Annotated in this window: 20 protein-coding genes, 2 pseudogenes and 1 riboswitch; of the genes and pseudogenes, 9 read left to right on the top strand and 13 right to left on the bottom strand. The window is 43.5% G+C overall.

The features are described 5' to 3' along the window. Positions 1-9 precede the first annotated feature (9 nt). From FE296_RS27625 to FE296_RS27640, 4 genes are read left to right on the top strand one after another with little or no spacing between them, the layout of a single operon-like run. Positions 10-396, top strand: a complete 387-nt coding sequence (locus FE296_RS27625) for a spore coat protein (protein WP_124114871.1) — start codon at positions 10-12, stop codon at positions 394-396. Next, entirely contained in the window at positions 393-1,529 is a 1,137-nt protein-coding gene (locus tag FE296_RS27630) for a zinc-dependent alcohol dehydrogenase (RefSeq protein WP_124114870.1), read from the top strand. The genes FE296_RS27625 and FE296_RS27630 overlap by 4 nt, the downstream gene beginning before the upstream one ends. A 31-nt stretch (positions 1,530-1,560) precedes the next feature. Beyond that, a complete protein-coding gene (locus FE296_RS27635; RefSeq protein ID WP_076253188.1) occupies positions 1,561-1,761 on the top strand; it encodes a hypothetical protein in 201 nt (66 codons plus the stop codon). A 10-nt stretch (positions 1,762-1,771) separates the two neighbouring features. Beyond that, positions 1,772-2,068 (top strand): spore coat protein, encoded by a 297-nt coding sequence (locus tag FE296_RS27640; RefSeq protein WP_124114869.1) that lies wholly within the window; start codon positions 1,772-1,774, stop codon positions 2,066-2,068. A 136-nt stretch (positions 2,069-2,204) separates the two neighbouring features. Here the strand turns inward: FE296_RS27640 and tenA are convergent, their stop codons facing one another. The 8 genes and pseudogenes from tenA to FE296_RS27680 all read right to left on the bottom strand — a co-directional run bounded on the left by tenA (position 2,205) and on the right by FE296_RS27680 (position 9,886). Further along, entirely contained in the window at positions 2,205-2,870 is a 666-nt protein-coding gene (tenA, locus tag FE296_RS27645) for a thiaminase II (RefSeq protein WP_124114868.1), read from the bottom strand. Positions 2,871-2,987: 117 nt separating this feature from the next. Next, a riboswitch (TPP riboswitch) is annotated at positions 2,988-3,085 on the bottom strand. Between the two features lie 206 nt (positions 3,086-3,291). Continuing rightward, a pseudogene (locus FE296_RS27650) lies at positions 3,292-3,525 on the bottom strand (sugar-binding protein); the annotation flags it as partial. Positions 3,526-3,577: 52 nt separating this feature from the next. After that, a pseudogene (locus FE296_RS27655) lies at positions 3,578-3,850 on the bottom strand (hypothetical protein); the annotation flags it as partial. A gap of 35 nt (positions 3,851-3,885) precedes the next feature. Then, positions 3,886-4,812 carry an endo-1,4-beta-xylanase gene (locus FE296_RS27660; protein WP_150367115.1) on the bottom strand — a complete coding sequence of 309 codons (927 nt, stop codon included), beginning with the start codon at positions 4,810-4,812 and terminating at the stop codon, positions 3,886-3,888. 77 nt (positions 4,813-4,889) lie between these two features. Further along, the gene (locus tag FE296_RS27665) at positions 4,890-5,201 is read right to left on the bottom strand and encodes a carbohydrate binding domain-containing protein (protein ID WP_150367116.1); all 312 of its coding nucleotides are present in this window, start codon (positions 5,199-5,201) and stop codon (positions 4,890-4,892) included. 355 nt (positions 5,202-5,556) lie between these two features. Beyond that, positions 5,557-6,408, bottom strand: coding sequence for a PRD domain-containing protein (locus FE296_RS27670; RefSeq protein ID WP_124114865.1), 852 nt, complete (start codon positions 6,406-6,408; stop codon positions 5,557-5,559). A gap of 17 nt (positions 6,409-6,425) precedes the next feature. Continuing rightward, positions 6,426-7,868 carry a glycoside hydrolase family 1 protein gene (locus FE296_RS27675; RefSeq protein ID WP_150367117.1) on the bottom strand — a complete coding sequence of 481 codons (1,443 nt, stop codon included), beginning with the start codon at positions 7,866-7,868 and terminating at the stop codon, positions 6,426-6,428. A 59-nt stretch (positions 7,869-7,927) separates the two neighbouring features. After that, the gene (locus FE296_RS27680) at positions 7,928-9,886 is read right to left on the bottom strand and encodes a beta-glucoside-specific PTS transporter subunit IIABC (protein WP_150367118.1); all 1,959 of its coding nucleotides are present in this window, start codon (positions 9,884-9,886) and stop codon (positions 7,928-7,930) included. 336 nt (positions 9,887-10,222) lie between these two features. Between FE296_RS27680 and FE296_RS27685 the strand changes: the two genes are divergently transcribed. Beyond that, positions 10,223-10,606: a transporter gene (locus FE296_RS27685; RefSeq protein WP_105598863.1), complete on the top strand. Its 384-nt coding sequence runs from the start codon at positions 10,223-10,225 to the stop codon at positions 10,604-10,606. A gap of 70 nt (positions 10,607-10,676) precedes the next feature. Here FE296_RS27685 and FE296_RS27690 read toward each other — a convergent pair whose 3' ends face one another. Further along, the gene (locus tag FE296_RS27690; protein ID WP_150367119.1) at positions 10,677-12,416 is read right to left on the bottom strand and encodes an ABC-F family ATP-binding cassette domain-containing protein; all 1,740 of its coding nucleotides are present in this window, start codon (positions 12,414-12,416) and stop codon (positions 10,677-10,679) included. A gap of 308 nt (positions 12,417-12,724) precedes the next feature. Between FE296_RS27690 and FE296_RS27695 the strand changes: the two genes are divergently transcribed. From FE296_RS27695 to FE296_RS27710, 4 genes are all read left to right on the top strand, one after another. After that, on the top strand, positions 12,725-13,129 hold the full coding sequence (locus FE296_RS27695) for a VOC family protein (protein ID WP_150367120.1): 405 nt from the start codon (positions 12,725-12,727) through the stop codon (positions 13,127-13,129). A 445-nt stretch (positions 13,130-13,574) separates the two neighbouring features. Beyond that, positions 13,575-15,305 (top strand): methyl-accepting chemotaxis protein, encoded by a 1,731-nt coding sequence (locus tag FE296_RS27700; protein WP_223869060.1) that lies wholly within the window; start codon positions 13,575-13,577, stop codon positions 15,303-15,305. Between the two features lie 261 nt (positions 15,306-15,566). Continuing rightward, positions 15,567-15,818, top strand: a complete 252-nt coding sequence (locus FE296_RS27705; protein ID WP_036616061.1) for a (4Fe-4S)-binding protein — start codon at positions 15,567-15,569, stop codon at positions 15,816-15,818. After that, complete coding sequence (locus FE296_RS27710; protein ID WP_036615433.1) at positions 15,811-16,092, top strand: GNAT family N-acetyltransferase; 282 nt, start codon at positions 15,811-15,813, stop codon at positions 16,090-16,092. Before FE296_RS27705 ends, FE296_RS27710 begins: the two co-directional genes overlap by 8 nt. Before the next feature lie 139 nt (positions 16,093-16,231). Here FE296_RS27710 and FE296_RS27715 read toward each other — a convergent pair whose 3' ends face one another. The 4 genes from FE296_RS27715 to FE296_RS27730 are packed head-to-tail and all read right to left on the bottom strand — an operon-like array spanning position 16,232 to position 21,424. After that, positions 16,232-17,899 (bottom strand): glycoside hydrolase family 13 protein, encoded by a 1,668-nt coding sequence (locus FE296_RS27715; protein WP_150367122.1) that lies wholly within the window; start codon positions 17,897-17,899, stop codon positions 16,232-16,234. 52 nt (positions 17,900-17,951) lie between these two features. After that, positions 17,952-19,580 carry a glycoside hydrolase family 13 protein gene (locus tag FE296_RS27720; RefSeq protein WP_150367123.1) on the bottom strand — a complete coding sequence of 543 codons (1,629 nt, stop codon included), beginning with the start codon at positions 19,578-19,580 and terminating at the stop codon, positions 17,952-17,954. Between the two features lie 22 nt (positions 19,581-19,602). Next, on the bottom strand, positions 19,603-20,496 hold the full coding sequence (locus FE296_RS27725; protein WP_124114857.1) for a carbohydrate ABC transporter permease: 894 nt from the start codon (positions 20,494-20,496) through the stop codon (positions 19,603-19,605). A 13-nt stretch (positions 20,497-20,509) separates the two neighbouring features. Beyond that, positions 20,510-21,424 carry an ABC transporter permease gene (locus tag FE296_RS27730; protein WP_091020977.1) on the bottom strand — a complete coding sequence of 305 codons (915 nt, stop codon included), beginning with the start codon at positions 21,422-21,424 and terminating at the stop codon, positions 20,510-20,512. Positions 21,425-21,426: the final 2 nt, after the last annotated feature.

Below are 21,426 nucleotides of genomic sequence, written 5' to 3' on the forward strand. Positions count from 1 at the left end.
GGAACTCAGATGAATACCGATTATTTAGATCCGATTAACTCATTAAATATGCCGGAGATGGCAGATATGACTTTTGCCATGGACTTCCTTGTTCGTGCCAAGGAAGGTGTGCGTAATTTGTCCATCGCCTTGACGGAAACGGTTTCACCGGATGTTAGAGCCCTTTTGCACACTCATCTTAAACAAGGGATTGCTATGCACCAAGAAATCTCGGAGCTCATGATTCGCAAAAAGTGGTTCCATCCTTACGAGCTGAACGAACAATATCAACTCGACCAGCTTTCGGCGAACAATACGGTGATGATTGGGCAGATGAATCTGTTCCCGGATGATACATCCCGTAAAGGGATGTTTGATCAGACCCCAGATGAACATATTGGAGGACATAACGCATGAAGGCGGTAACGTATCAAGGGATTAAAAACGTCGTGGTCAAAGAGGTGCCGGATGCGAAGATCGTGAAACCGGACGATATGATCGTAAAGATCACCAGTTCAGCCATTTGCGGTTCCGACCTCCACCTTATTCACGGGATGATCCCTAACCTTCAGGAGAACTATGTCATCGGACATGAACCGATGGGGATCGTAGAAGAGGTAGGCCCCGGCGTAACAAAGGTAAAGAAAGGTGACCGTGTGATCATTCCGTTTAACATCGCATGCGGTGAATGCTTTTTTTGCAAAAATCAGCTGGAAAGCCAATGTGACGAGTCAAACCAACACGGGGATATGGGCGCATATTTCGGATACTCCGGAACGACCGGTGGATATCCTGGCGGGCAAGCCGAGTATTTACGGGTCCCGTTCGCCAATTTTACCCACTTCAAGATTCCCGAAAACTGCGAACAACCTGACGAAAAGCTAAGCTTGATTGCCGATGCCATGACGACAGCATTCTGGAGCGTAGATAACGCCGGTGTAAAGAATGGAGATACGGTCATCGTGCTCGGATGCGGTCCGGTCGGACTCCTGGCCCAGAAATTTTGCTGGCTGAAAGGAGCTAAGCGGGTCATAGCCGTCGACTATGTCGATTACCGCTTAAAGCATGCAAAGCGAACAAACAATGTGGAAATCGTAAACTTCGAACAGGATAAGAATATTGGGAACACTCTCAAGGAAATGACCAAAGGCGGCGCCGATGTTGTTATCGATGCGGTAGGAATGGACGGCAAGATGAGCGATCTTGAATTTCTGGCCAGCGGTATGAAACTGCAAGGCGGCACCATGAGCGCATTTATCATTGCATCTCAGGCGGTCCGCAAAGGCGGCACCATTCAAGTCACTGGGGTATACGGCGGACGTTATAACGGATTCCCGCTCGGAGACATCATGCAGCGAAACGTGAATATTCGTTCCGGACAAGCCCCGGTAATTCACTACATGCCATATATGTACGAGTTGGTTACGTCTGGCAAAGTGGACCCTGGGGACATTGTTACACACGTCATTCCGCTCAGCGAGGCCAAGCGGGGCTATGAAGTGTTCGATACAAAAACGGACGATTGCATTAAAGTCATCTTAAAGCCTTAAATATGAATAGATACATGGGAGGACAATCTGAATGGATTCCACTTACGCTTTGCATGAGATGCTCGAGGTACATGAAATAGCTGCGTTCAAGACGGTTTGCATGACTAAATCCAAGACCATGCAAGCTCTGGTAACCGACCCGGAGCTCAAGCAAATTTTGCAACAAGATGCAACATTATCACAACAGCAGCTTCAGGAGCTCGGTGGAGTGCTGTCTAAAGCGACTGTATAGGAGATAAAAAATGAACCCAATATTAGAACACATGACTGGTCTTAATACGCTGACCGATGACGTGATCGCAATGGATTTTTTGATGAACGCCAAGAGCAGCGTCAGAAACTACGCCATGGCTGTGACCGAATGTGCCACCCCCGAAATCAAGCAAATTTTGATGAAACAGCTCGATGAAGCCATAGACTCTTATGAAAAGATATCAAATTACATGGTGCAGCATGGCCTATACCACCCTTACCATATTGCAGAGCAAATTCAGCTCGATCTGAAAAACATTCAGACTGCTATGAACATACCGTCCTGACACCCTTTTTGATTTTAGCCAAGAGAACAAAATGTTCCTGTATCAAGAATTTCAATAATAATAAAAGGCGGATACAATCCGCCCTTTTTTCGGCATCGTCACGAAACACGCTTATACAACCGTTCCTTTACGTATTCTACTTATTTTCCATCCTCCATGACATCTCCCAAAAATCAAGCTCAAAGCGACTGCACATCACGAAAATATCCTCCATCCGTTGGTACGTTTCCTCGCTACAATCTTCTAATAACTTATCCGTTAACGTCACAAGGGATTGATTGCTGCTGTTGTATTCAGAGGAAGCATATCCTGTGATCCACTCACCATAAAAAGGATGATCAGCTGCACCTGGCTTTTGGGAAAGAACTTGACCAATCTCTGCATAGCTCCATGAGCAGGCCAGAATGGATACAAGTACTTCTGCTATGCCACCCGCATGGGAAACAGAAAGCATATAGTTAGTGTAAGCTGCATTTTTCAGTGCAGGTTTTACCTGAAAAACATGATCCTCTGTAATTCCTAATCGCTCCATATAAGAACGATGAATTTTCATTTCGCCATTCAAGATGTTATCTACGTTTTTACTAAAAAACTGCATCAATTTGGGGTCGTGCGACTTGACGATACCTAGTGCAAATACACGGGCATAATCATACAGGTACAAGTAGTCTTGCAGCAAATAATAACGAAATTGTTCGACCGGTAAGGAACCATCTCCGATTCCTTTAACAAAGGGATGCTCAAGACATTCCTTCCACACAGGCTGTGCTGCCTGATATAGTCTCTCTGAAATAGTCAACATATGTCCCTCCAATTCATAATGTACGTATGTATTTTAAAACAAAAAAACGAAACATCCATAGGATGTTTCGCAGACAAATACACTAAAACAAGGGGGTTCGCATGAGCTACCCAAGTACAGCGTTTCATCGTTGCATCCCTACGTTGGCATTATCCAAATCAGGTAAGGTCGGTTTAACACCCTCTCAGCCGGTTAAGGCTCCCTCGCAAACGGTTGTATGTAGTTGATTGCTTTCTTATCCGCATAAAAGAGAAAATAACATCCATTTAGTATATCAAGGGCTGTTAAATATAGTCAAGGCAGATTGTATCCCCCATAATCAGTTTGAGTGACGTATTTAAATGATGAAAACCATCACAACAATGGTTGAGTTTTAGCCACTGTTATGATGGTTTCTATTCTTGCAACTACTGCCAATGGTTTAATGCCCGTGTTTGTTCTTTCCGACAAAAGTGAGTATTCCGTACTGGGAAGTATTTCTCCAGCTTTCATTGGTCTTATCATTCCATTTGGCTACGTTCTGCTTACCTCCGCCCTGGTTGTCGTCAATTTGGAGCTCGAAACCGAGAACATTTCCTGTTTTGGGCGTCAGTGAATGCAATTGAATTCTGGCTACTACGAGATATCCTTTATTTGTTTTCTTCACAGCACTTACAAGGCGTCCGGGTGAGGCCCCCCCTCTGCACCTTCGCTCTCATTCAACCGTTTTACTTCAAATGGTACAGCCTTATTCCATAGGGCGTCTTTCTTCCCATCAATCTGAACAATCCCTTGCACAGCTTGTGCAGATTTGGCATAGGGACGAGTTGAATCACGTCGTATTTGCTTGTATCTTGCTCCTGAGATTGTGTTCGATCATTCCAGTACAGTGGATTATAAGGTTGTGTCCCATTTGTACCGCCATCAGTCACACGGATATCCAATCCGGCTTCATATTCTGAACCGGCTTGGATACCACCCCATGGAATGGACAATTCAACCTGATATCCGGTTTACCCGAAAGTGAGACGGCTCTCTATGTCAACACAGGCAAGCTGGATTCATCCACGAGTCCCCAGTATGCTTTTTTGGCCTTCAGGGCTGAATCAAACAGCATAGCCTGGTTGTTGTAAGACTTCTCATCTTGGAGTCCCCATAAGGTAACTGAAGAAATGTGATCTTTGTGTTTTTTGTACAAATCCAACATTTCCTTATATCGATGCGCCTGCCTTACCGCAACTTCATCGGACATCTCTTCACCAAATGGAATTCCGCTATCAACATCCAGTTCCGTGATCGGAATATCCAATCCAAGTTCGGCGAACATGTTGATCGTTTTTTCAATTTCCTTGATGGGCGGGGATTCCAGGTTATAGTGAGATTGCAAACCCACACCATCGATGAGCCCTTTCTCTTTCAGTCGTTTGACCAACCGATACATATGCTCTCTTTTCTCAGGGATTTCCGTGAAGTATTCGTTGTAGTATAATTTGACATCCGGATCGGCTGCACGGGCGAATTCATAGGTTTTCTCAATGTAATCCGGACCGATTAGTTCATAAAAGGGACTTTTACGTAAACCGTTGGCATCACCATTGCTATCCGCAATCGCCTCGTTTACCACATCCCAGGCATAGATCTTACCTTTGTATCGGGTCATGACGGTCTCAACATAATCCTGAATCCGGGCAAGTAGTAATTCTCGACTCGCAGGGTTACCCCGAGGATCCTTGAACATCCACTCTGCAGCATCAATATGCCACAACAACGCATGTGCGCGTACGCCCATACCATGTTCCTCGGCGAATTGAACATATTGATCGGCTGCCTCGAACTCATAAACACCTTCGGAAGGAGACATGTACTTCGGTTTCATCTCATAGGTTGCGGTCAAGCTGTTAAAGTGTTTTGTGAGCAGTTGTCCATATGCGCCTTCCAACTGCCAGCGATACATCATCCACATAGAACGATAACGTATCTACGCTATCTTCAGAGATGTAGGGTGTTTCGATGAACAGATTCAATTTAGTGGGGTCATCGTTATACTGAAATTTTCCGGTGATCTTGTGCCATGTATTCCATTCTGTTTTGGCAATCTTCACGCTGCCGATCGGGTTCCAGCAGCATACTGGACTGACCTTCGTGTGCTTCCTGTTGTGTCACTGTCAGCCTTTCGTTACCTGTACGTGGAGTCCATCCCTGAAGTGTACCGTCTTCAAAGTTTGTGCTCAAATGACCTCCTTCCACTTCTGTAACTGCCTTGGCTGCATGTGAGACATTCGAAAATGGAAACATGGCGAGTACCAGCACAAGAACCAAGGCCGTTATATTCCATTGACCTAACCGTTTCATAAAATTCCTCCTCATGATTTGGTCTAAGTATTTCTGAACGGATTAACATCAAGATAAATAGATTATAGTTTTTTGGATAGCACTTAAAAATTTCCAATAATTATAATAAAAAGTTATCGTTTGGTAATTGTGAGTTTAGGAAGGTGGAGTTCGTTCGCATGAAATATCAAAAAGCCGCTACATATTTGCAAAAATAAAAGACCGTTTCCCGATAAAATACGAGAAAACGGTCATAGTTAGAAAGTATCTTTTTTCCTGTCTGCTAACAGGCATATAAACATGCTAGAAATCAAGGCATCAGATATTCAAAGAATCGCTTTCCCCAAAAATAAGGGAATATAACTTTAACTTTGTTTTATAATCGTCCCTCGTCACCCTGTTCCTCCTGCACAATTCGTGCAATGTGAATCATCAAATATAATAATTCCTCGTTCGATATGGAGATATCCAGCATATTTTGCACGTAGGTTTTGATCATCTCCGCACACTTGTATTCAAGCGGGTGCTCCTTTACCATGTGTTGAAATATAAAATCTTTCGCCGAATTGCCCAGACGTCCTTCTTGTAAACGCTGGATGAAGAATTGCAGATGTGTGACAAGTCTCACATAATGGATGGAATTTTTGTTCAATTGCATATCAAAGGTGTATTGAATCAGGTTAAAAATATCTTTTAACATCTTAACGGATTGCATCGTGCGCTCCATATTCTGTTCATGCGTTTGGGCATTCACAAAATGAAAAGCGATATTCCCTGCTTCTTCTTCCGGTAGTTCAATCCCCAATTCTAGATTCAGCATCTGAACAGCTTCAAGGCCCAGTTCGAATTCGAGAGGATGAAACCTCTGGATCTCCCATAACATGCGATTCTGTAATGCTACACCTTTTTTCCATCGTTCAATGGCAAATGACAAGTGATCCATAAGCGTGAAGAAGATTTGATCGTCAAGAGACAGCTTTTCTTTTGCATTGGTAATCAGTTTGTTTATGACATTCACATGTTTTTCGGGCATGTTTTCGATGGTTCTTACGTAAGCCTGGGCAGACGGATTATTTTGCAGAATGAATCGTTTCTGGATATGCTCCTCATCGAGTCGCTCGCCGACTTTGCCTTTGAATGCCAACCCTTTTCCCATGACAATCATCTCTTGTCCCTGTTCATCTTTGATCAGAAGCAAGCTGTTATTTAATATTTTGATTACTCTCATGAATTCATCACGATCCTTTATTCTTTCGTGACCGGCTGATCCGAATTTCCGATACATCTGCCATTCTGTTTAATGACCTCTTGATACCACGAGAAGCTTTTCTTCTTCAAACGCTTCAAGTCTTTCAGATCCTGTTCACCGCGGTTTACATAGATCATTCCATAACGTTTCCCATACCCCTGATGTGTGCTTACCACGTCAATAACGGACCAAGGGCAATAACCAATCACATCTACTCCATCCGTTAGAGCCAGTTTGATCTGTTCCAGATGTTTCTCAATAAAATCAATCCGGTACGTATCGTTAATGGTGTAATCTGCCTCCAGTACATCTGGGGCTCCTATACCATTTTCCGTAATTAAAATCGGGAGACCATATCGTTCACATACCTTACGCAATGTCAGCCTTAGGCCAACCGGGTCAATGACCCAGCCATATTTCGTTTTTTCCGTATAAGGATTCTCAGCGGCCCGGTATACTCCCTGCTCGCCAAGCATAATTTGCTGATCCCCTGCACGAGCCGTAACATCCGACGCATCGCCCATACTGGCGGCAATGGTTGCCGTCGAGTAATAATTGATTGCTACCAGATCGGGGCGGCCAGACTGGATATCTTCCATGTCACCCTGCTCAATAACCGGCTCGATGCCACGTTCCTGTAAATAACTCCAGAATAATGGATTATACCGTCCCCACACTGATAAGTCGAGAAAACCCCATCCACGAATCGTCTCCCAGTTATGTGCAGCGATTGCATCTGCTGGTCTGGAGGTTGCCTGGTACATGGAAGTCATGTTCAATGCAGGCCCGATTTTGCCTTGTGGTAGCATATCATGAAATAGTCGCATCGTTCTGCCTTGAGCCACAAACATATGATGATTTTGCTGATACAGTTCCTTACTGGAAGGCAGAAGTCCGCCTTTTGGTGTACCAATAGCACCTGGATGGAGAATCATCGTATTTTGCTCATTAATGGTCAACCAATATTTCACTTTATGCCCGTATTGCTCAAACAAGATACGCCCGTACTCGACAAAGGCATCGATCGTCCCCCGGTTGTTCCATCCTCCGTTTTTCTCAAGCTCGTAGGGCAGGTCAAAATGGTACATGGTCACAATAGGCTCAATGTTATGGAGCAGCAATTCGTCAATCAATTGGTGATAAAACTGGAGTCCCTTCTCATTAACAGCCCCTGTGCCTGAAGACAAGATTCGAGTCCATGCAATTGAAAAACGATATGCTTTGAGGCCCAGCTCTGCAAAAAGCTTCACGTCTTCTCTGAATCGGTGATAGTGATCACTAGCAACTGTGAAATCGGCGGTTCCAGCCGGATGATCACACATATCGATGACGGACAGGCCTTTGCCATCTTCGTTCCAGGCTCCCTCCACTTGATAGGCCGAGGTAGAGCCTCCCCACAGAAATTCATTGGGGAATGGTTTGATGTGTTGATATAACATCTCAAACACTCCTTCATTTTTATGTTGATTAAGATATATGACGGACCGTATTACGGTTGTTACGAAAGGTGGATAATGGTTGCTCCAACCTCAACAGGACTCTGCTTCTCCAGCTTAATATCCGGGAAACGATCCGAATTGGCGATAATAATCGGGGTTATGACTTCGTAGCCTTCCGCCTTGATGGCTTCGATATCAAAGCTGATCAACAAGTCCCCCCGTTGTACGCGATCCCCTACTTTAATGGAAGAGTCGAAATGTCTCCCCTTCAGGTTGACGGTATCCACTCCAATATGAATGAGCACCTCTTCTCCATCATAACCATTTAATTTGACCGCATGTTTGGAGTCCATGAAAGCCGTAACTTCACCTGTGATCGGTGCATACAGTTCTCCTTTGGCAGGAATGATGGCAGCGCCTTTACCCAGTAATCCCAAAGAGAAGACATCGTCTGGTACACGGTCTAGAAGGACTAATTCCCCTTGCATCGGGCTGGCGATTGTAAGTGGGCGTAATTCATTTTGGCGTGGTACATTTGCATTTGTTTTTGCAGCAGACTTAGTGTCTGGGCTGTTGTCTTGAACAGGCTGCCCGAAAAGTGTCTTGTCATCGTTAACGTTGGTATTGCCTTCTTCTTCATCATCCACTGGATCCTCAAAACCAATAATCCATGTCAGAGCAAAGGTAACAACAAAAGCGATCAGACAAGTCACAATGGCATGAACGATGTTCATCGGATTGCTTCCAATGAAGGCAGGTAACGCGGCAAGCCCCGGAGAAACGAAGGCATAACGTACTAATCCAGTCAGACCAGCATATATCCCTGCTACACCACCACCAATCATTGCGGCAATTAAGGGTTTCTTCAGTTTCAGCGTTACACCGTACAAGGATGGTTCCGTGATGCCCAGCACAGCGGTGAAACCGGATGAAGCTGCGAGCTGTTTGAGTTTTTTGTTTTTCGTTTTTAATGCTACAGCAAGCGTGGCCCCACCTTGAGCAATATTGGACGCGAGCATTCCCGGACCGTTGATCATTTCATATCCATTTTTGGTTAGTTGGCTAGTTGCAATCGGCGTCATGGCCCATGCGGTACCTGTTACGATCAGGAATGGTTGCAAAGTTCCCATTAACAAAGGAATCAGCCAACTGGCTCTGGCATTAATCGCTTCTGCACCCATCGCAACCAGATCATTCAGGTACGTTCCGAAAGGCCCGATCGCCACCAATGCAAGTGGTGCTGTAATCAATAGTACAATCATTGGTTTCGTGAAAAATTTGATCATTGAAGGCGATACCCGATCCGCGAAACGTTCAATATAGGACATGAGCCAAACGACGATAATAATCGGCAGCACGGAGCCCGCGTAATCGGTTAGTCGAACTGGAACACCGATGAAAAACACGTCTTTTCCTTCCGCCATCAGGGCGCTCCATCCCGGGTGTAACAACACACCGGCAACTGTCATCGCCAGAATTGGACTTGTTTCAAACTTAATGGAAGCTCCATAAGCCAGCAGAATAGGCATGAAATAAAAAGCCGCGTCCGCAATGGTATTAAGGATATAGTAGTTTTGGCTTTCCGTCGTTACGAGACCTGTCAGCACAAGTACGGCTAATATCGCTTTGATCATACCCGCGCCAATGATTGCCGGAATGACCGGAGTAAATGTCGTTGAGATCACGCTGATGAATCTGGAAATCCAGCTCTGTTTTTGCTTTGGTCCGTTATTTTTGCCAGAATCCGATTTGGATTCCGCACTTCGGGTAGCCGAACCCATCTGCTGAGTAATAACTCGGTAGACCTGCTGCACCTCATTGCCCACAACAACCTGGTATTGTCCACCATTGTTCACAACGGTAATGACTCCTGGGAGTGCTTTAAGTTTTTCTGTCTCTGCTTTGGAGATGTCGTGCAGTTCGAACCGCAGTCGGGTTGCGCAGTGCGTAAGCCGAGCGATGTTATCTTTCTTTCCAACCAATTCCGTAATCTCTTGTCCCAACTTGCGATAATCCATAACATTGCCTCATTTCTGAATTTGGATATAAAAAAAGACCAAAACGATATGCTTTCCCCTACTCACATAAGGAAAATGCAAAATCATTTTGGTCATGCCTGCTTTACCAGTAACAGCCAAACACTGCTAATATTCAATTCGTTATCGATGTAAACGTTTACTGGATCATAATATCACACAATAAATTAGTTAGCAATCACTTTATTCGACATTTTTCTGCAATTTAATTTGCTTGATTCGACTTGATTATTAGCAGCCTTCTATAGGCTTCCACCCATTCCCCTGCTCAATTGCCTACATACAATACATTAGACTAATGAACAGGAGTGATGTGATATGACATTTTTACCTCCTTTTGGACCTGGTGGAGGGTTCGGCGGACCTGGGGGTCCCGGAGGACCGGGAGGACCCGGTGGAATTCCTGGTCCGCCATCGTTCCCTGGGGGTGGAGGCGGCGGGCCACAAGGGGTGCAGGCACCTACTGGGCCGCCACCATCATTCATTCCACAGCAACCCGCTTCGTTATATGCGGTAGATCCAAGAGCCATATCCGGCTGTCTGTTTCGCTACACATATATTTGGCCGGATCGTGGTCCCGGCTTCTGGATGTACCCGGTATTTGTAGGGAGAAATTCGGTGGCTGGCTTCCGTTGGAATGGCTTCTTCTGGCTATACACCGGCATTGATCTGCAGCGAATCAGCTCGTTTAGCTGTTTCTAGAAGTAAATCCCCCTGTATGCGGATTAATCCACATACAGGGGGATTTAGATTTATGGAATATTCACCTTGTCTAAAGCAACTTAATCAGCTTTTCTAGCTCATCAACCAAACTCTTAGCAAGTTCAAAATTAGTATCTTTTAAAGCCAATTCAATTTTCATTTCAACAGACTTTTTCTTTTGTTCATTTTCTAGATAGTTTTCATCAAAATGACTCGCATAAATCATCTGTCTGAATTCTTCTATACTCATTTTACTAATCATTTTGTCCTCGATAATTAAAACATAATCCATACCATTTACAACAGAATAGAAATCATGAGAAATCATGATAATCGCACCTTTGTAGTCTTCAATGGCTTTCTCCAATGCGATTTGTGTATAGATGTCTAAATGGCTTGTCGGTTCATCTAGGAGCAATACGTTGGCTTGACTGGCAGAAACTTTAGCCAATTGAAGCATGTTTTTTTCTCCGCCAGATAACGATTCAATCTTTTGAACAAGGATTTCTCCTTCAAAGCCATAGTTTGGAAGATACGATCTAATTTCATCATACGTTTGAAAGCCGGAATCAATGAATTCATTTAGTATGGTATTCGAATCTTTTAGCATTTCGCCTTGAACCTGAGATAAATAGGCCACTTTAACATCAGTATTTATTTCAATGGAATCCTGATTATTTTTAAAGATTTCTCGGAGTAAAGTCGTCTTCCCGGTACCGTTAGGACCGATCAGGGCTACTTTATCTGTCGATTTGATCTCAAAATTCACATTTTCCAAAAGCAACTCGTCAAAGGAAACGCTATAATTATTGACGTTAACCACAACGGTGTCTTCCATTTCCTTATCGATCCCAAAACGGATATTCGGCTGTTTGATATCGACAAATGGCTCTTTTATTCGACGTGCTTCCAATCTCTCTTGAAACTTGACTCTGGCTTTTAACGCTCTGCCTCTGGAGGCTTCTGAATTATACGTGGCGATCTCTCTAAGATTGTCGATGATATGATCATATCTCTCAATTTCTTCAGCTTCAGCAACCGCGATTTCTTGCAGCTCAATTTTAGTCTGAAGCAGCGAGAAGTTATAATCGATATATCGCCCGTCAAACTCCTGGAGCTCTGTGTTTTCGAGGTGTATGATTTTGTTGAAACAATGATTCAACAGATAACGGTTGTGCGTAACGACCAGCAGCATTCCCTTGTGGGAGTTAATCAATTTTTTAAGCGCGTTCAGGTTTTCAAAGTCTAAAAATACATCGGGTTCGTCCATAATCATGAAGTCTGGACGGTTCAGCATTTCCTTCATCACTTGAATAAGTTTGAATTCCCCGCCGCTTATGGCGGATATACTAAGATCTTTGAGCTTCATGAGGTTGGCAAGGTTTAACTGTTTATTGATGTTTTTTTCGAAATTGTCCCCATCCATCGCTTCGAAGGCATCCAAAGCCAATTGAAGCTTTTCCATCAGGGAATCCATATCCGATGTGGTGGCCATCTCCGCATAAATCGCTGTAATTTCATCTTGTATCTTGATGAATTCTTCTGCGATATATTCAAAAACGGTCATTTCTTTTGTGTTATCTACTTGCAAAAACTGACTCACATACCCGATTCTGCAATCGGGGTCTATCTCTAACTTGCCCTCGAACAAATATCGTTCCGGATCCATCAGGATATCGATCAATGTACTTTTCCCACTGCCGCTTGTTCCAATAAAAGCACAATGTTGTGCCTCTTCAAACGTAAATGAAATGTTTTTATATAGTTCCTTTTGTGGAAATGAGAAGGATAAGTTTTCAACTTTTATCATAGTGTTACCTTTCTTTACAACTAAATTGGTGGCTAGTAATGAATATATTGTCGAACACAGACTTTTAGAGTAACACTGTTTACCACCAAGTACAATCGATTTTTAGCACTTACCCTCACTTTGAAACTCTAATACTTTCTATAGAATGATGGCTAGTGGACGGTGGTTTCTTCATAAAACACTACTGACATACTGTTGTCAGTAGTGTATTTGTATAGTTGGAGTAAGCAATTGTAAAGGAGTAGAGGTAAATACGAAGTGTTTTTTGATCCAAAATGTATTACTTATTATAGGAAGGATGATATCTCGTGAATTTTGCTTCTGTGCGCATCATTACTGATGACGTGGATCGTCTCGTCGAGTTCTATGAGAAAATTATGGGTGTTACCGCAGGACGCCCTGCACCTGTCTTTGCCGAACTTGTTATGCCATCGTGCACTCTAGCGATCGGCCACTCCCAGACGGTGCAACTGTTTGGCGCTGGTTCCGCTGTGGCGGCAAACAATCGTACTGTCATTATTGAGTTCCACGTCCACGATGTGGATGCCGAATACGAGCGCTTGAAGTCGTTTGTCGATGAGTGGGTAAAGGAACCTACCACAATGCCGTGGGGGAATCGTGCTGTGCTGTTTCGCGATCCTGACGGTAATCTGGTTAATCTCTTCACGCCGGTGACCGAGGAAGCAATCCAACGGTTCAATGGTAGGCTATAAAGGACAGTTGAAATGAGTAAGGCAATTTTTTATTAATTTTTATGTCCAGCAGAAAGAGACCATAGCGATGAGCTATGGTCTCTTCATTTTTGTCCAAAGTGGAAGAAGTATTTTAACGAGAAATTAGCAGGAGACACTCTTCTCATTTCTTACCATAGGGAGGCATGCTTTCTCCCAACAGGTAGCTCATTATAATGCAAAATATACTGAATCCTGAGTGGTGGCTTGATGCTGGTAGTTTTTTTATCTTATATTACACAAATTTTGATAGTTCTCACTTTTACACGTTAGTTTATAATCTACGTATATGTATATACAAATTTAGTGTTAGTCTTCATTTCCCCCTTCAATATTACGATAAATAGTATGGGGTTATACGAATAACCATAATTACTTTATTACATCCAAGGGGGAACCGAACGTGAGAAAGACTTACAAAAAAAAGATGGATTTAAGATTCAAACTGTATTTGATTATTCTTGTTCCGCTACTGGCCATGGGCGGTCTAATCATATGGGCCACCATCGACTCCAGTGAAAATGCATCATTAATGACCATACAGCATAACAATCAGCAGCTGGCTGTGAATACCGCCTCTCAACTAGGTCAGGAGTCGGAATTAATTAAGACATTATCTTCTACTGCTTCAGAGGAGAGCAACGAATATAAAAGTCTTAGGGACGAACTCGTTAAAGTTAGGCTTCAATCGGGAGCCTTGTATGTTTATATGTATAACAAAACTTCGGACGGGTGGTTCTACACCGTAGATGGAGCGAATTGGGACGATACGGAATATAGCCCTTACGGGACTGCAATGGAATTTAATCCCCAGATTCAGGAACGCTTGTTACGCGGTGAAGTCGTCACAACAGGCATTGTAGATGATCCAACTTGGGGACAGCTATTGTCCTCCTTTACACCAATCAAGGATTCGCAAGGCGTTGTTATTGGCTATCTGGGCATTGATATTTCTGCTGGAGCAGTGAATCAAGTCTCCGCGACATCCGTGAATAATGCTTATCGGACCATTATCCCGATTTTTGTGATTGTACTGATTCTTTCTTTGGTCATGATGTTATTCGTAGTACGAGGTATTCTTAGACAAGTACGCGATATTAAGTCAAGCCTCGAACAGGTTGCTGATGGCAATCTCAAAGTCGTATCCACACATATGTCCAATGATCAACTCGGTGACATCAGTGATTTGATTAACATCATGGTTGCCCAATTGACGAACATTCTGATGGGAATACAGCAAGGTTCAAATACATTACAGCAGTCATCAAAAGATATTTCGGAAACCGCTCAGACAAACCAGCGTCAGAGCGAAGAACTTTCCAGAGCGATTGAGGAAATTGCCATAGGTTCAATGAAACAGGCTGAAGAGACAGAACACTCCGTCCAGCATTCAGAGAATCTGAGCAAAATAATGGATGAAGTAGGTTCATATGTGAAACAGTTTACTTATACTTCAGAGCAGCTATCTTCTGTTCAAGTACAAGTTACACGTGAACATGAGGTTCTACTTGAGAAGGGCCGAGAGAATGCCAAGCGTGTTGAGCATCAACAGGATATTTCCAGGTCTCTGACGACTCAATCCGAACTCGCTTCCTCTATTAGCGGTCAAATTCACAACATTTTAAAACAAACTCAAATACTATCCCTGAATGCTTCAATTGAAGCAGCCCGAGCTGGAGAAGCGGGTAAAGGCTTTGCAGTCGTTGCAGGTGAAATGGGACAGCTCGCTCAACAATCCGAACGTTCGATCCAGGAGATTGATGAAATCCTGGGTTCATTTGTTCAAGAGATACATCGGATGGGCAGTCATTTTGATGCGAATATGGTAGCTGTTAAGGAACAGGAGAAACAGATCGCTGATTGCCTCCAGGCATTTGGACAGGTTAGCCGCTTATCGACCGAAGTGCATGAGTTGGCTCAGAGTTTAGACAGCCGGACGATGGATATGCACTCTATTCGTCAGGAGTTGGAACAAAACCTCAGTTATATTGCTTCCGCAACCGAGGAAACTTCAGCCATGGCCGAAGAAGTCACGGCTAGTGCTGTGGAGCAGCAGCGATCGGCAAGCGAACTGTCGAACATCTCCGGGGAACTCGCCGGTCTTGCAGGCAACCTCAAATCATATTCCGATCAATTTCAGATCGAAGTCACTAAATAAGTTCCCAATCTCATTATGGGTATTATTAGATGACAACTTAGAATCGCTGGAAACATAACTTTCTTGGAGCGTTAATTTTTCGGAGGACTCAGGGTTATGATCAGCACATAGAATGACCGTGTTCTTGTTCTGTGTCACGTTGACTTATTAACGATTCCTCATTTATAATTCGGACATTAAGGGCTTGGCAGACATGGCCTACCATGGATGCCTGGGATATCGATCTGTAACAAACTCAACAGTGAAAGATGTGAATGCATTATGGTTAAAGAGAAATTATATTACGGTAAAGATATCGAGGTTATGTTTAATTCGGATGTCTGCATTCATTCCGGTATTTGCGTAAAAGGTCTCCCTGCTGTTTTTGATTTAAGCAAGCGACCTTGGGTTGATCCTGATGGTGACACTTCGGAGGCCATTGCCCGGCATATTGACACATGTCCAAGCGGAGCTTTGACGTATAAGCTTCTGGACGGTGAATATTCAACAAAGAAAGAGGATGAACATGCATAACGTAGAACATGAACCTGCCAATAAAAGATTCCTTATTCAAGATAACGGTGACATTGCTGCGGTGATGACCTATGTAATCTCGAGTCCAGAGCTATACATAATTGATCACACTTTGGTGGAAAATGCTTACCGAGGACAAGGGCTTGGCGATGAACTTATCAAAGCTATGGTGGAATACGCGCGGGAAAATGGTATTAAGATTTTACCTTTATGCCCGTTTGCCAAGGGACGTTTCGAACGTATCTCTGAATACGCGGATGTTCTCCATCAATAAAACTAACATTCTCCGCTGAATTTCATTTGGCTAACAAATGTAACGGTTTATTGGCGAATTTTGATACTCCTGCCAAACAACAATAAAAAGCGTCTATATCATTCAGGCCATGATATAGACGCTTTTTTACGTTTCCTGCTTACACGTTATCGCTTAATCCAACAATGGTTTCGAACGGTCGCAACACCAGTGGCAGTAAACCTTTCTCATAGTTGGTAAGCCAGATCTCTGAAAAGTTGAGGCCAAGCTCATTTTCCTCAAGCTCCACCATGTGTTCAGAAAGATTGATTACTACCAGCACCTGTTCGTCTGCCAGTGTACGTGTATATGCATATACACTCGGATGATCCGGCAAAAGAAGTTCATAAATACCATAAGTCAACGTATCGTGCTCTTTTCGCAGCTGAATCATTTGTTTATAAAATTGAAGAATAGAACGTGGTTCCTGGAGTTGTTTCTCTACATTAATATTGATGTAATTGTCATTCACTTTCAGCCATGGCGTACCGCTGGTAAACCCGGCCTCTTTGGCCGAAGACCATTGCATCGGCGTTCTGGAATTATCGCGACTCGAAGCCCAGATGATGTTCATGATCTCCTCATGCGACATCCCCTCTTCGCGTTTGATCTGATATAAATTCCGATCGGCTATGTCGTTATAATCCGCTATGGAAGGGAAAGCCACATTTGTCATGCCTATCTCTTGCCCCTGGTAGATGAATGGGGTGCCTTGCATGAAAAAGTACATGGCTCCAAGTGCTGTGGCACTTTCATACCAATACTCCGTATCATTTCCCCAAGTTGAGACTTTACGGGGCTGATCATGATTTTCTATAAACAAAGCATTCCAGCCGACGCCTTCCAGTGATTTTTGCCACTTGGTCAAGACGTTTTTCAATTTGGGAACATCCAGTTGTCTATCTGTGCTGTTTTTCCAGAGGTCCAGGTGTTCGAATTGAAAGACCATATTAAATTTCCCTCTGACTTCACAGATCCAATCCAGCAGATCTTCTTGGTCCTCTACCTTAACTCCATTTGCTTCCCCAACAGTCACGACGTCATATCTGGATAAAGTGTTCTCTTTCATTTCTTGCAGATAACTCTGGATTCCCTTGACATTCATATGCTTTTCAAAAGAAGAGATATACTTGACGCCTTCTCGGATTGGCATATCCAAGAGGCCCTCTTCTTTGTGAATATGGCTGATTGCATCCACACGGAAACCATCAATCCCTTTATCCAGCCACCAATTCATCATTTCATATATGGATTTCCGAACTTCCTGATTTGCCCAATTCAAATCCGGTTGTTTTTTGGAGAACAGATGGAGATAGTACTGTCCGGAGACTTCATCATATTCCCAAGCAGAACCGCCAAAGATGCTCTCCCAGTTGTTCGGTTCGTCCCCATTCTTCCCATCTCTCCAGATGTACCAATCCCGTTTGGGATTATCCAGTGAAGCTCTGGATTCAATAAACCACGGGTGTTCGTCACTTGTATGATTGATTACCAAGTCCATAATGAGTTTCATGCCGCGATGATGCACTTCATGCAATAATTGATCAAAGTCAGCCATCGTGCCGAATTCATCCATAATGGAACAGTAATCACTGATGTCATAACCATTATCATCGTTAGGTGACTTATACATCGGACAGATCCATATCAGATCAATACCGAGATCTTGAATATAATCCAGTTTAGATATGATCCCCTTGATGTCACCAACCCCATCTCCGTTGGAATCCATAAAACTTCTCGGATAGATTTGATAAGCTACTGCTTCTTTCCACCATACTCTTTTCATTGAATACAATCCTTCTTTCTTGAGAACTGAACATTATATAACGTATTATGCTTTAATCATGGATAAGGTACATTCTGGCTTCGTATGGACGTAATTCGCTCTCCGATAGTTCACCTGTATAGTTAGCTATCAAAAGCCGATGGGACCCTGTCAATTGCTCCTGAAGCGGTAGTTCTGTCGTATATCCCTGGAAATTGCATACCACAAGAATTGTCGTACCATTCAGCGTTCGGGTATATGCAAACACGTCTGGGTTCTCTGGAAAGATCAGCTCATAATCACCATATACAATGACTTCATGATCTTTTCGTAATTGAATTAACTTCCGGTAATAATGGAATATGGATTCGGGATTATTCAAACTTTCCTCGGCATGGATCTGCTTATAATTTGGATTCACCTTAATCCAAGGTTCCCCTTGTGTAAAACCCGCGTTATCGGAAGTATCCCATTGCATAGGTGTACGTGCATTATCACGTCCCTTGGCGTAGATCGACTCCATCACACTTTGTTCAGGATAACCTTTCCCCATTCTTTCCTTATAAAAGTTGAGCAATTCAATATCCCGATAATCCTCGATCGAATATTGAACATTCGTCATACCCAACTCTTCACCTTGATATATGTAAGGCGTACCTTGCATGCCATGAAGAAGGGTAGCCAACATTTTAGCCGATTCAACTCTGAATTCTCCATCATTTCCCCAACGTGATACGATACGCGGCAAATCGTGGTTGTTCCAGAACAGACTGTTCCAGGCATCACCCTTGAGCTCCGTTTGCCACTTGGACAGCACTTTTTTTAATGCCATCACATCCAAAGGTTTAAGATCCCACTTTCCTTTGCCTTCTTGTTCATCCAAACTGATGTGTTCAAATTGGAAGACCATTGAAAACTCACTACCGTCTGGATTGCTGTACAGTTTGGCGATTTCCGGAGTGGCGCCCCATGTTTCTCCAACCGTTAGCAGGTCTTCCGCTTTTTGAAACGTCTCCTTGCTCAGTTCCCTGATATATTGATGCAGATTAGGTCCATTTCCCGTAATCTTCAAATCCGGTTCTTTACCGATTAAGTCGATCACGTCAAGTCGAAAACCACCCACACCCTTGTCGATCCACCAATTGATCATGTTGTATATTTCCTGCCGGACTTTGGGGTTTTCCCAGTTGAGATCTGGCTGTTTTACGGAAAATAGATGCAAATAATATTGCCCGATCTCAGGCACCCATTCCCAAGCTGAACCACCAAAGGTGGACCCCAAGTCGTTCGGAGGTGTTCCTTCCACGCCATCTCTCCAGACGTAGTAGTCATGGTACGGATTGTCTTTGCCTTTTTTGGCTTCTTGGAACCAGGGGTGTTCATCCGAGGTATGGTTCAACACCAAATCCATGATGATTCGAATGTCACGTTTCTTGGCTTCAAGAATTAACGTTTCCATATCTTCCAAAGACCCAAACATCGGATCAATGTCCTGATAATCTGAAATATCATATCCGTAATCATCTTGAGGAGACTTGCAAACGGGTGATAACCAGATCGCACCAATGCCGAGTTGCTGCAAATAATCCAATCGGGACACAATGCCCTTCAAGTCGCCAATTCCATCACCGTTACGATCTTGAAAGCTGCGTGGATATATTTGATATACAACGGTTTCTTTCCACCATTTTTTATTTTCCATGTTCCATTCAACCTTTCTAATGTTATTCTTTGACCGATCCTACAACAATGCCAGTCACAAAGTATTTTTGCAGCAGCGGATAAATCAGCAATAGCGGGATAACAGCAACTACGATTTTGGCTGCGTTCAGGTTTTTGTTCGAAATTTCAGTCAGGTTGCTGAGTTCACTGGAATTGGTGCCCGCTTGAAGCAAATCGGCAATATTCACGTTAAGGGACTGAATATAGGTCATTAGCGGGTAATTGCTAACTTTGGTCATATAGATCAAACCACTGAAGAAGTCATTCCATGTACCCACGATACTGAATAAGGCAACTGTCGCCAGCGCAGGAATGGACACAGGGACATATACTTTAAACAAGACCTGAATGGGATTTGCTCCATCGATGAACGCTGCTTCTTCAAGCGCCTTAGGTACAGCGGAGAAGAAATTCATCACAAGGATGACACTGAATATGGGGACAGCGCCTGGCAGAACGAGTGCCCATATCGTATTCAGCATGTCCAGGTTTTTGATCAGCAGGTAACTCGGAATCATGCCTCCGCTAAACAACATGGCAAAAATCATGATATTCATATAAATGTTTCTGCCTTTGAAATCCCTCTTCGATTTGGATAGCGGATAAGCCATTAAAATAATCAAAATCATGTTAAGCACAAGGGTAAGCGCGACACGTAGAACAGATATGCCAAAGGAACGCCAGAACTGTGCATCATCAATGATTTTGGTATAAGCCGCTGTTGTAAAATTGACCGGAACGAGACCTACTGCATTTGCGGATACCGCCTCGCTGCTGCTGAATGAAATGGCGACGATATTCCATAAAGGAAGAAGGCATACCAATGCCAGCATGATGACGATGGCATAGATGGCAAACCGGCCAATTCGATCTTTGAAGTTTGCAGAATAGGACACAGGTTTGGCCTCCTTAGAATATTTTTCGATCCGTATATTTTTTGGCCAACTGGTTGGCAGACAAGAGCAACACAATACCGATTACGGACTTGAACAAACCAACAGCTGTACCGAAGCTATACTGTCGTCCAACGAGACCGATCCGATAGACATAGGTATCCAGAATGTCGCCTGACTCATAGACAACCGGGTTATACAGATTATAGACTTGGTCGAAACCGGCGCTCAAAATGTTGGTCAGGCTCATTACGCCCATGAGCAGAATAATAGGCAGCATGCCTGGCAATGTAATATGCCATACTTTTCTCCACCAACTGGCTCCATCCATTCCTGCTGCTTCATACAGACCGGGATCAATCGACGTGATTGCAGCCAGATAGACGATGGAACTATAACCAAACTCTTTCCATACGTCTGTACCGATAATCAGTGGCTGGAACCAGGTGTTGCTGCCAAGGAAATTAATATTTTCGAGGCCAAAAAACGCCAACATTTGATTCACAATACCATCCAGACTGAACATGTTGACAACGACCGATGCCAGTACAACCCAGGATAGAAAGTGCGGCAGATAAACGATCGTCTGCACCGATTTTTTAACGTATTTGACACGAATTTCATTTAACAAAACGGAAAAAATGATGGCCATCATCGTTCCAAGCAAAATCTTGCCAATCGCTATCACCAACGTATTGCTGACGACCTGCGCGATATCCGGCAGCTTGAACATATAAGTAAAATGTTTCAGCCCTACAAATTCAGAGCCAAACATGCCTTTGGCCGGTATATAATCCTGAAAAGCCGTAATGATACCGACCATTGGAACATAGCTGAATACCAGCAAAAACAAAATGCCTGGTAGCATCATCATATGGTACATGGCACCTGGGCCAAGCCGGCCTCTCGCTTTCAATTTCCCCTGTTTCATGG

This window comes from Paenibacillus sp. UASWS1643, assembly GCF_008693195.1.
GTDB classification, from domain to species: Bacteria; Bacillota; Bacilli; order Paenibacillales; family Paenibacillaceae; genus Paenibacillus; species Paenibacillus amylolyticus_B.

Excerpts from the sequence above, each read along its gene's own strand:
- FE296_RS27715 (WP_150367122.1), bottom strand. The coding sequence starts at position 17,899 with ATGAAAAGAGTATGGTGGAAAGAAGCAGTAGCTTATCAAATCTATCCG.
- FE296_RS27730 (WP_091020977.1), bottom strand. The coding sequence starts at position 21,424 with ATGAAACAGGGGAAATTGAAAGCGAGAGGCCGGCTTGGCCCAGGTGCC.
- FE296_RS27690 (WP_150367119.1), bottom strand. The coding sequence starts at position 12,416 with ATGATAAAAGTTGAAAACTTATCCTTCTCATTTCCACAAAAGGAACTA.
- FE296_RS27640 (WP_124114869.1), top strand. The coding sequence starts at position 1,772 with ATGAACCCAATATTAGAACACATGACTGGTCTTAATACGCTGACCGAT.
- FE296_RS27720 (WP_150367123.1), bottom strand. The coding sequence starts at position 19,580 with ATGGAAAATAAAAAATGGTGGAAAGAAACCGTTGTATATCAAATATAT.
- FE296_RS27670 (WP_124114865.1), bottom strand. The coding sequence starts at position 6,408 with ATGAGAGTAATCAAAATATTAAATAACAGCTTGCTTCTGATCAAAGAT.
- FE296_RS27685 (WP_105598863.1), top strand. The coding sequence starts at position 10,223 with ATGACATTTTTACCTCCTTTTGGACCTGGTGGAGGGTTCGGCGGACCT.
- FE296_RS27700 (WP_223869060.1), top strand. The coding sequence starts at position 13,575 with ATGGATTTAAGATTCAAACTGTATTTGATTATTCTTGTTCCGCTACTG.
- FE296_RS27705 (WP_036616061.1), top strand. The coding sequence starts at position 15,567 with ATGGTTAAAGAGAAATTATATTACGGTAAAGATATCGAGGTTATGTTT.
- FE296_RS27665 (WP_150367116.1), bottom strand. The coding sequence starts at position 5,201 with ATGAAACGGTTAGGTCAATGGAATATAACGGCCTTGGTTCTTGTGCTG.
- FE296_RS27675 (WP_150367117.1), bottom strand. The coding sequence starts at position 7,868 with ATGTTATATCAACACATCAAACCATTCCCCAATGAATTTCTGTGGGGA.
- FE296_RS27660 (WP_150367115.1), bottom strand. The coding sequence starts at position 4,812 with ATGTGGATGATGTATCGCTGGCAGTTGGAAGGCGCATATGGACAACTG.
- FE296_RS27710 (WP_036615433.1), top strand. The coding sequence starts at position 15,811 with ATGCATAACGTAGAACATGAACCTGCCAATAAAAGATTCCTTATTCAA.
- tenA (WP_124114868.1), bottom strand. The coding sequence starts at position 2,870 with ATGTTGACTATTTCAGAGAGACTATATCAGGCAGCACAGCCTGTGTGG.
- FE296_RS27635 (WP_076253188.1), top strand. The coding sequence starts at position 1,561 with ATGGATTCCACTTACGCTTTGCATGAGATGCTCGAGGTACATGAAATA.
- FE296_RS27630 (WP_124114870.1), top strand. The coding sequence starts at position 393 with ATGAAGGCGGTAACGTATCAAGGGATTAAAAACGTCGTGGTCAAAGAG.
- FE296_RS27625 (WP_124114871.1), top strand. The coding sequence starts at position 10 with ATGAATACCGATTATTTAGATCCGATTAACTCATTAAATATGCCGGAG.
- FE296_RS27680 (WP_150367118.1), bottom strand. The coding sequence starts at position 9,886 with ATGGATTATCGCAAGTTGGGACAAGAGATTACGGAATTGGTTGGAAAG.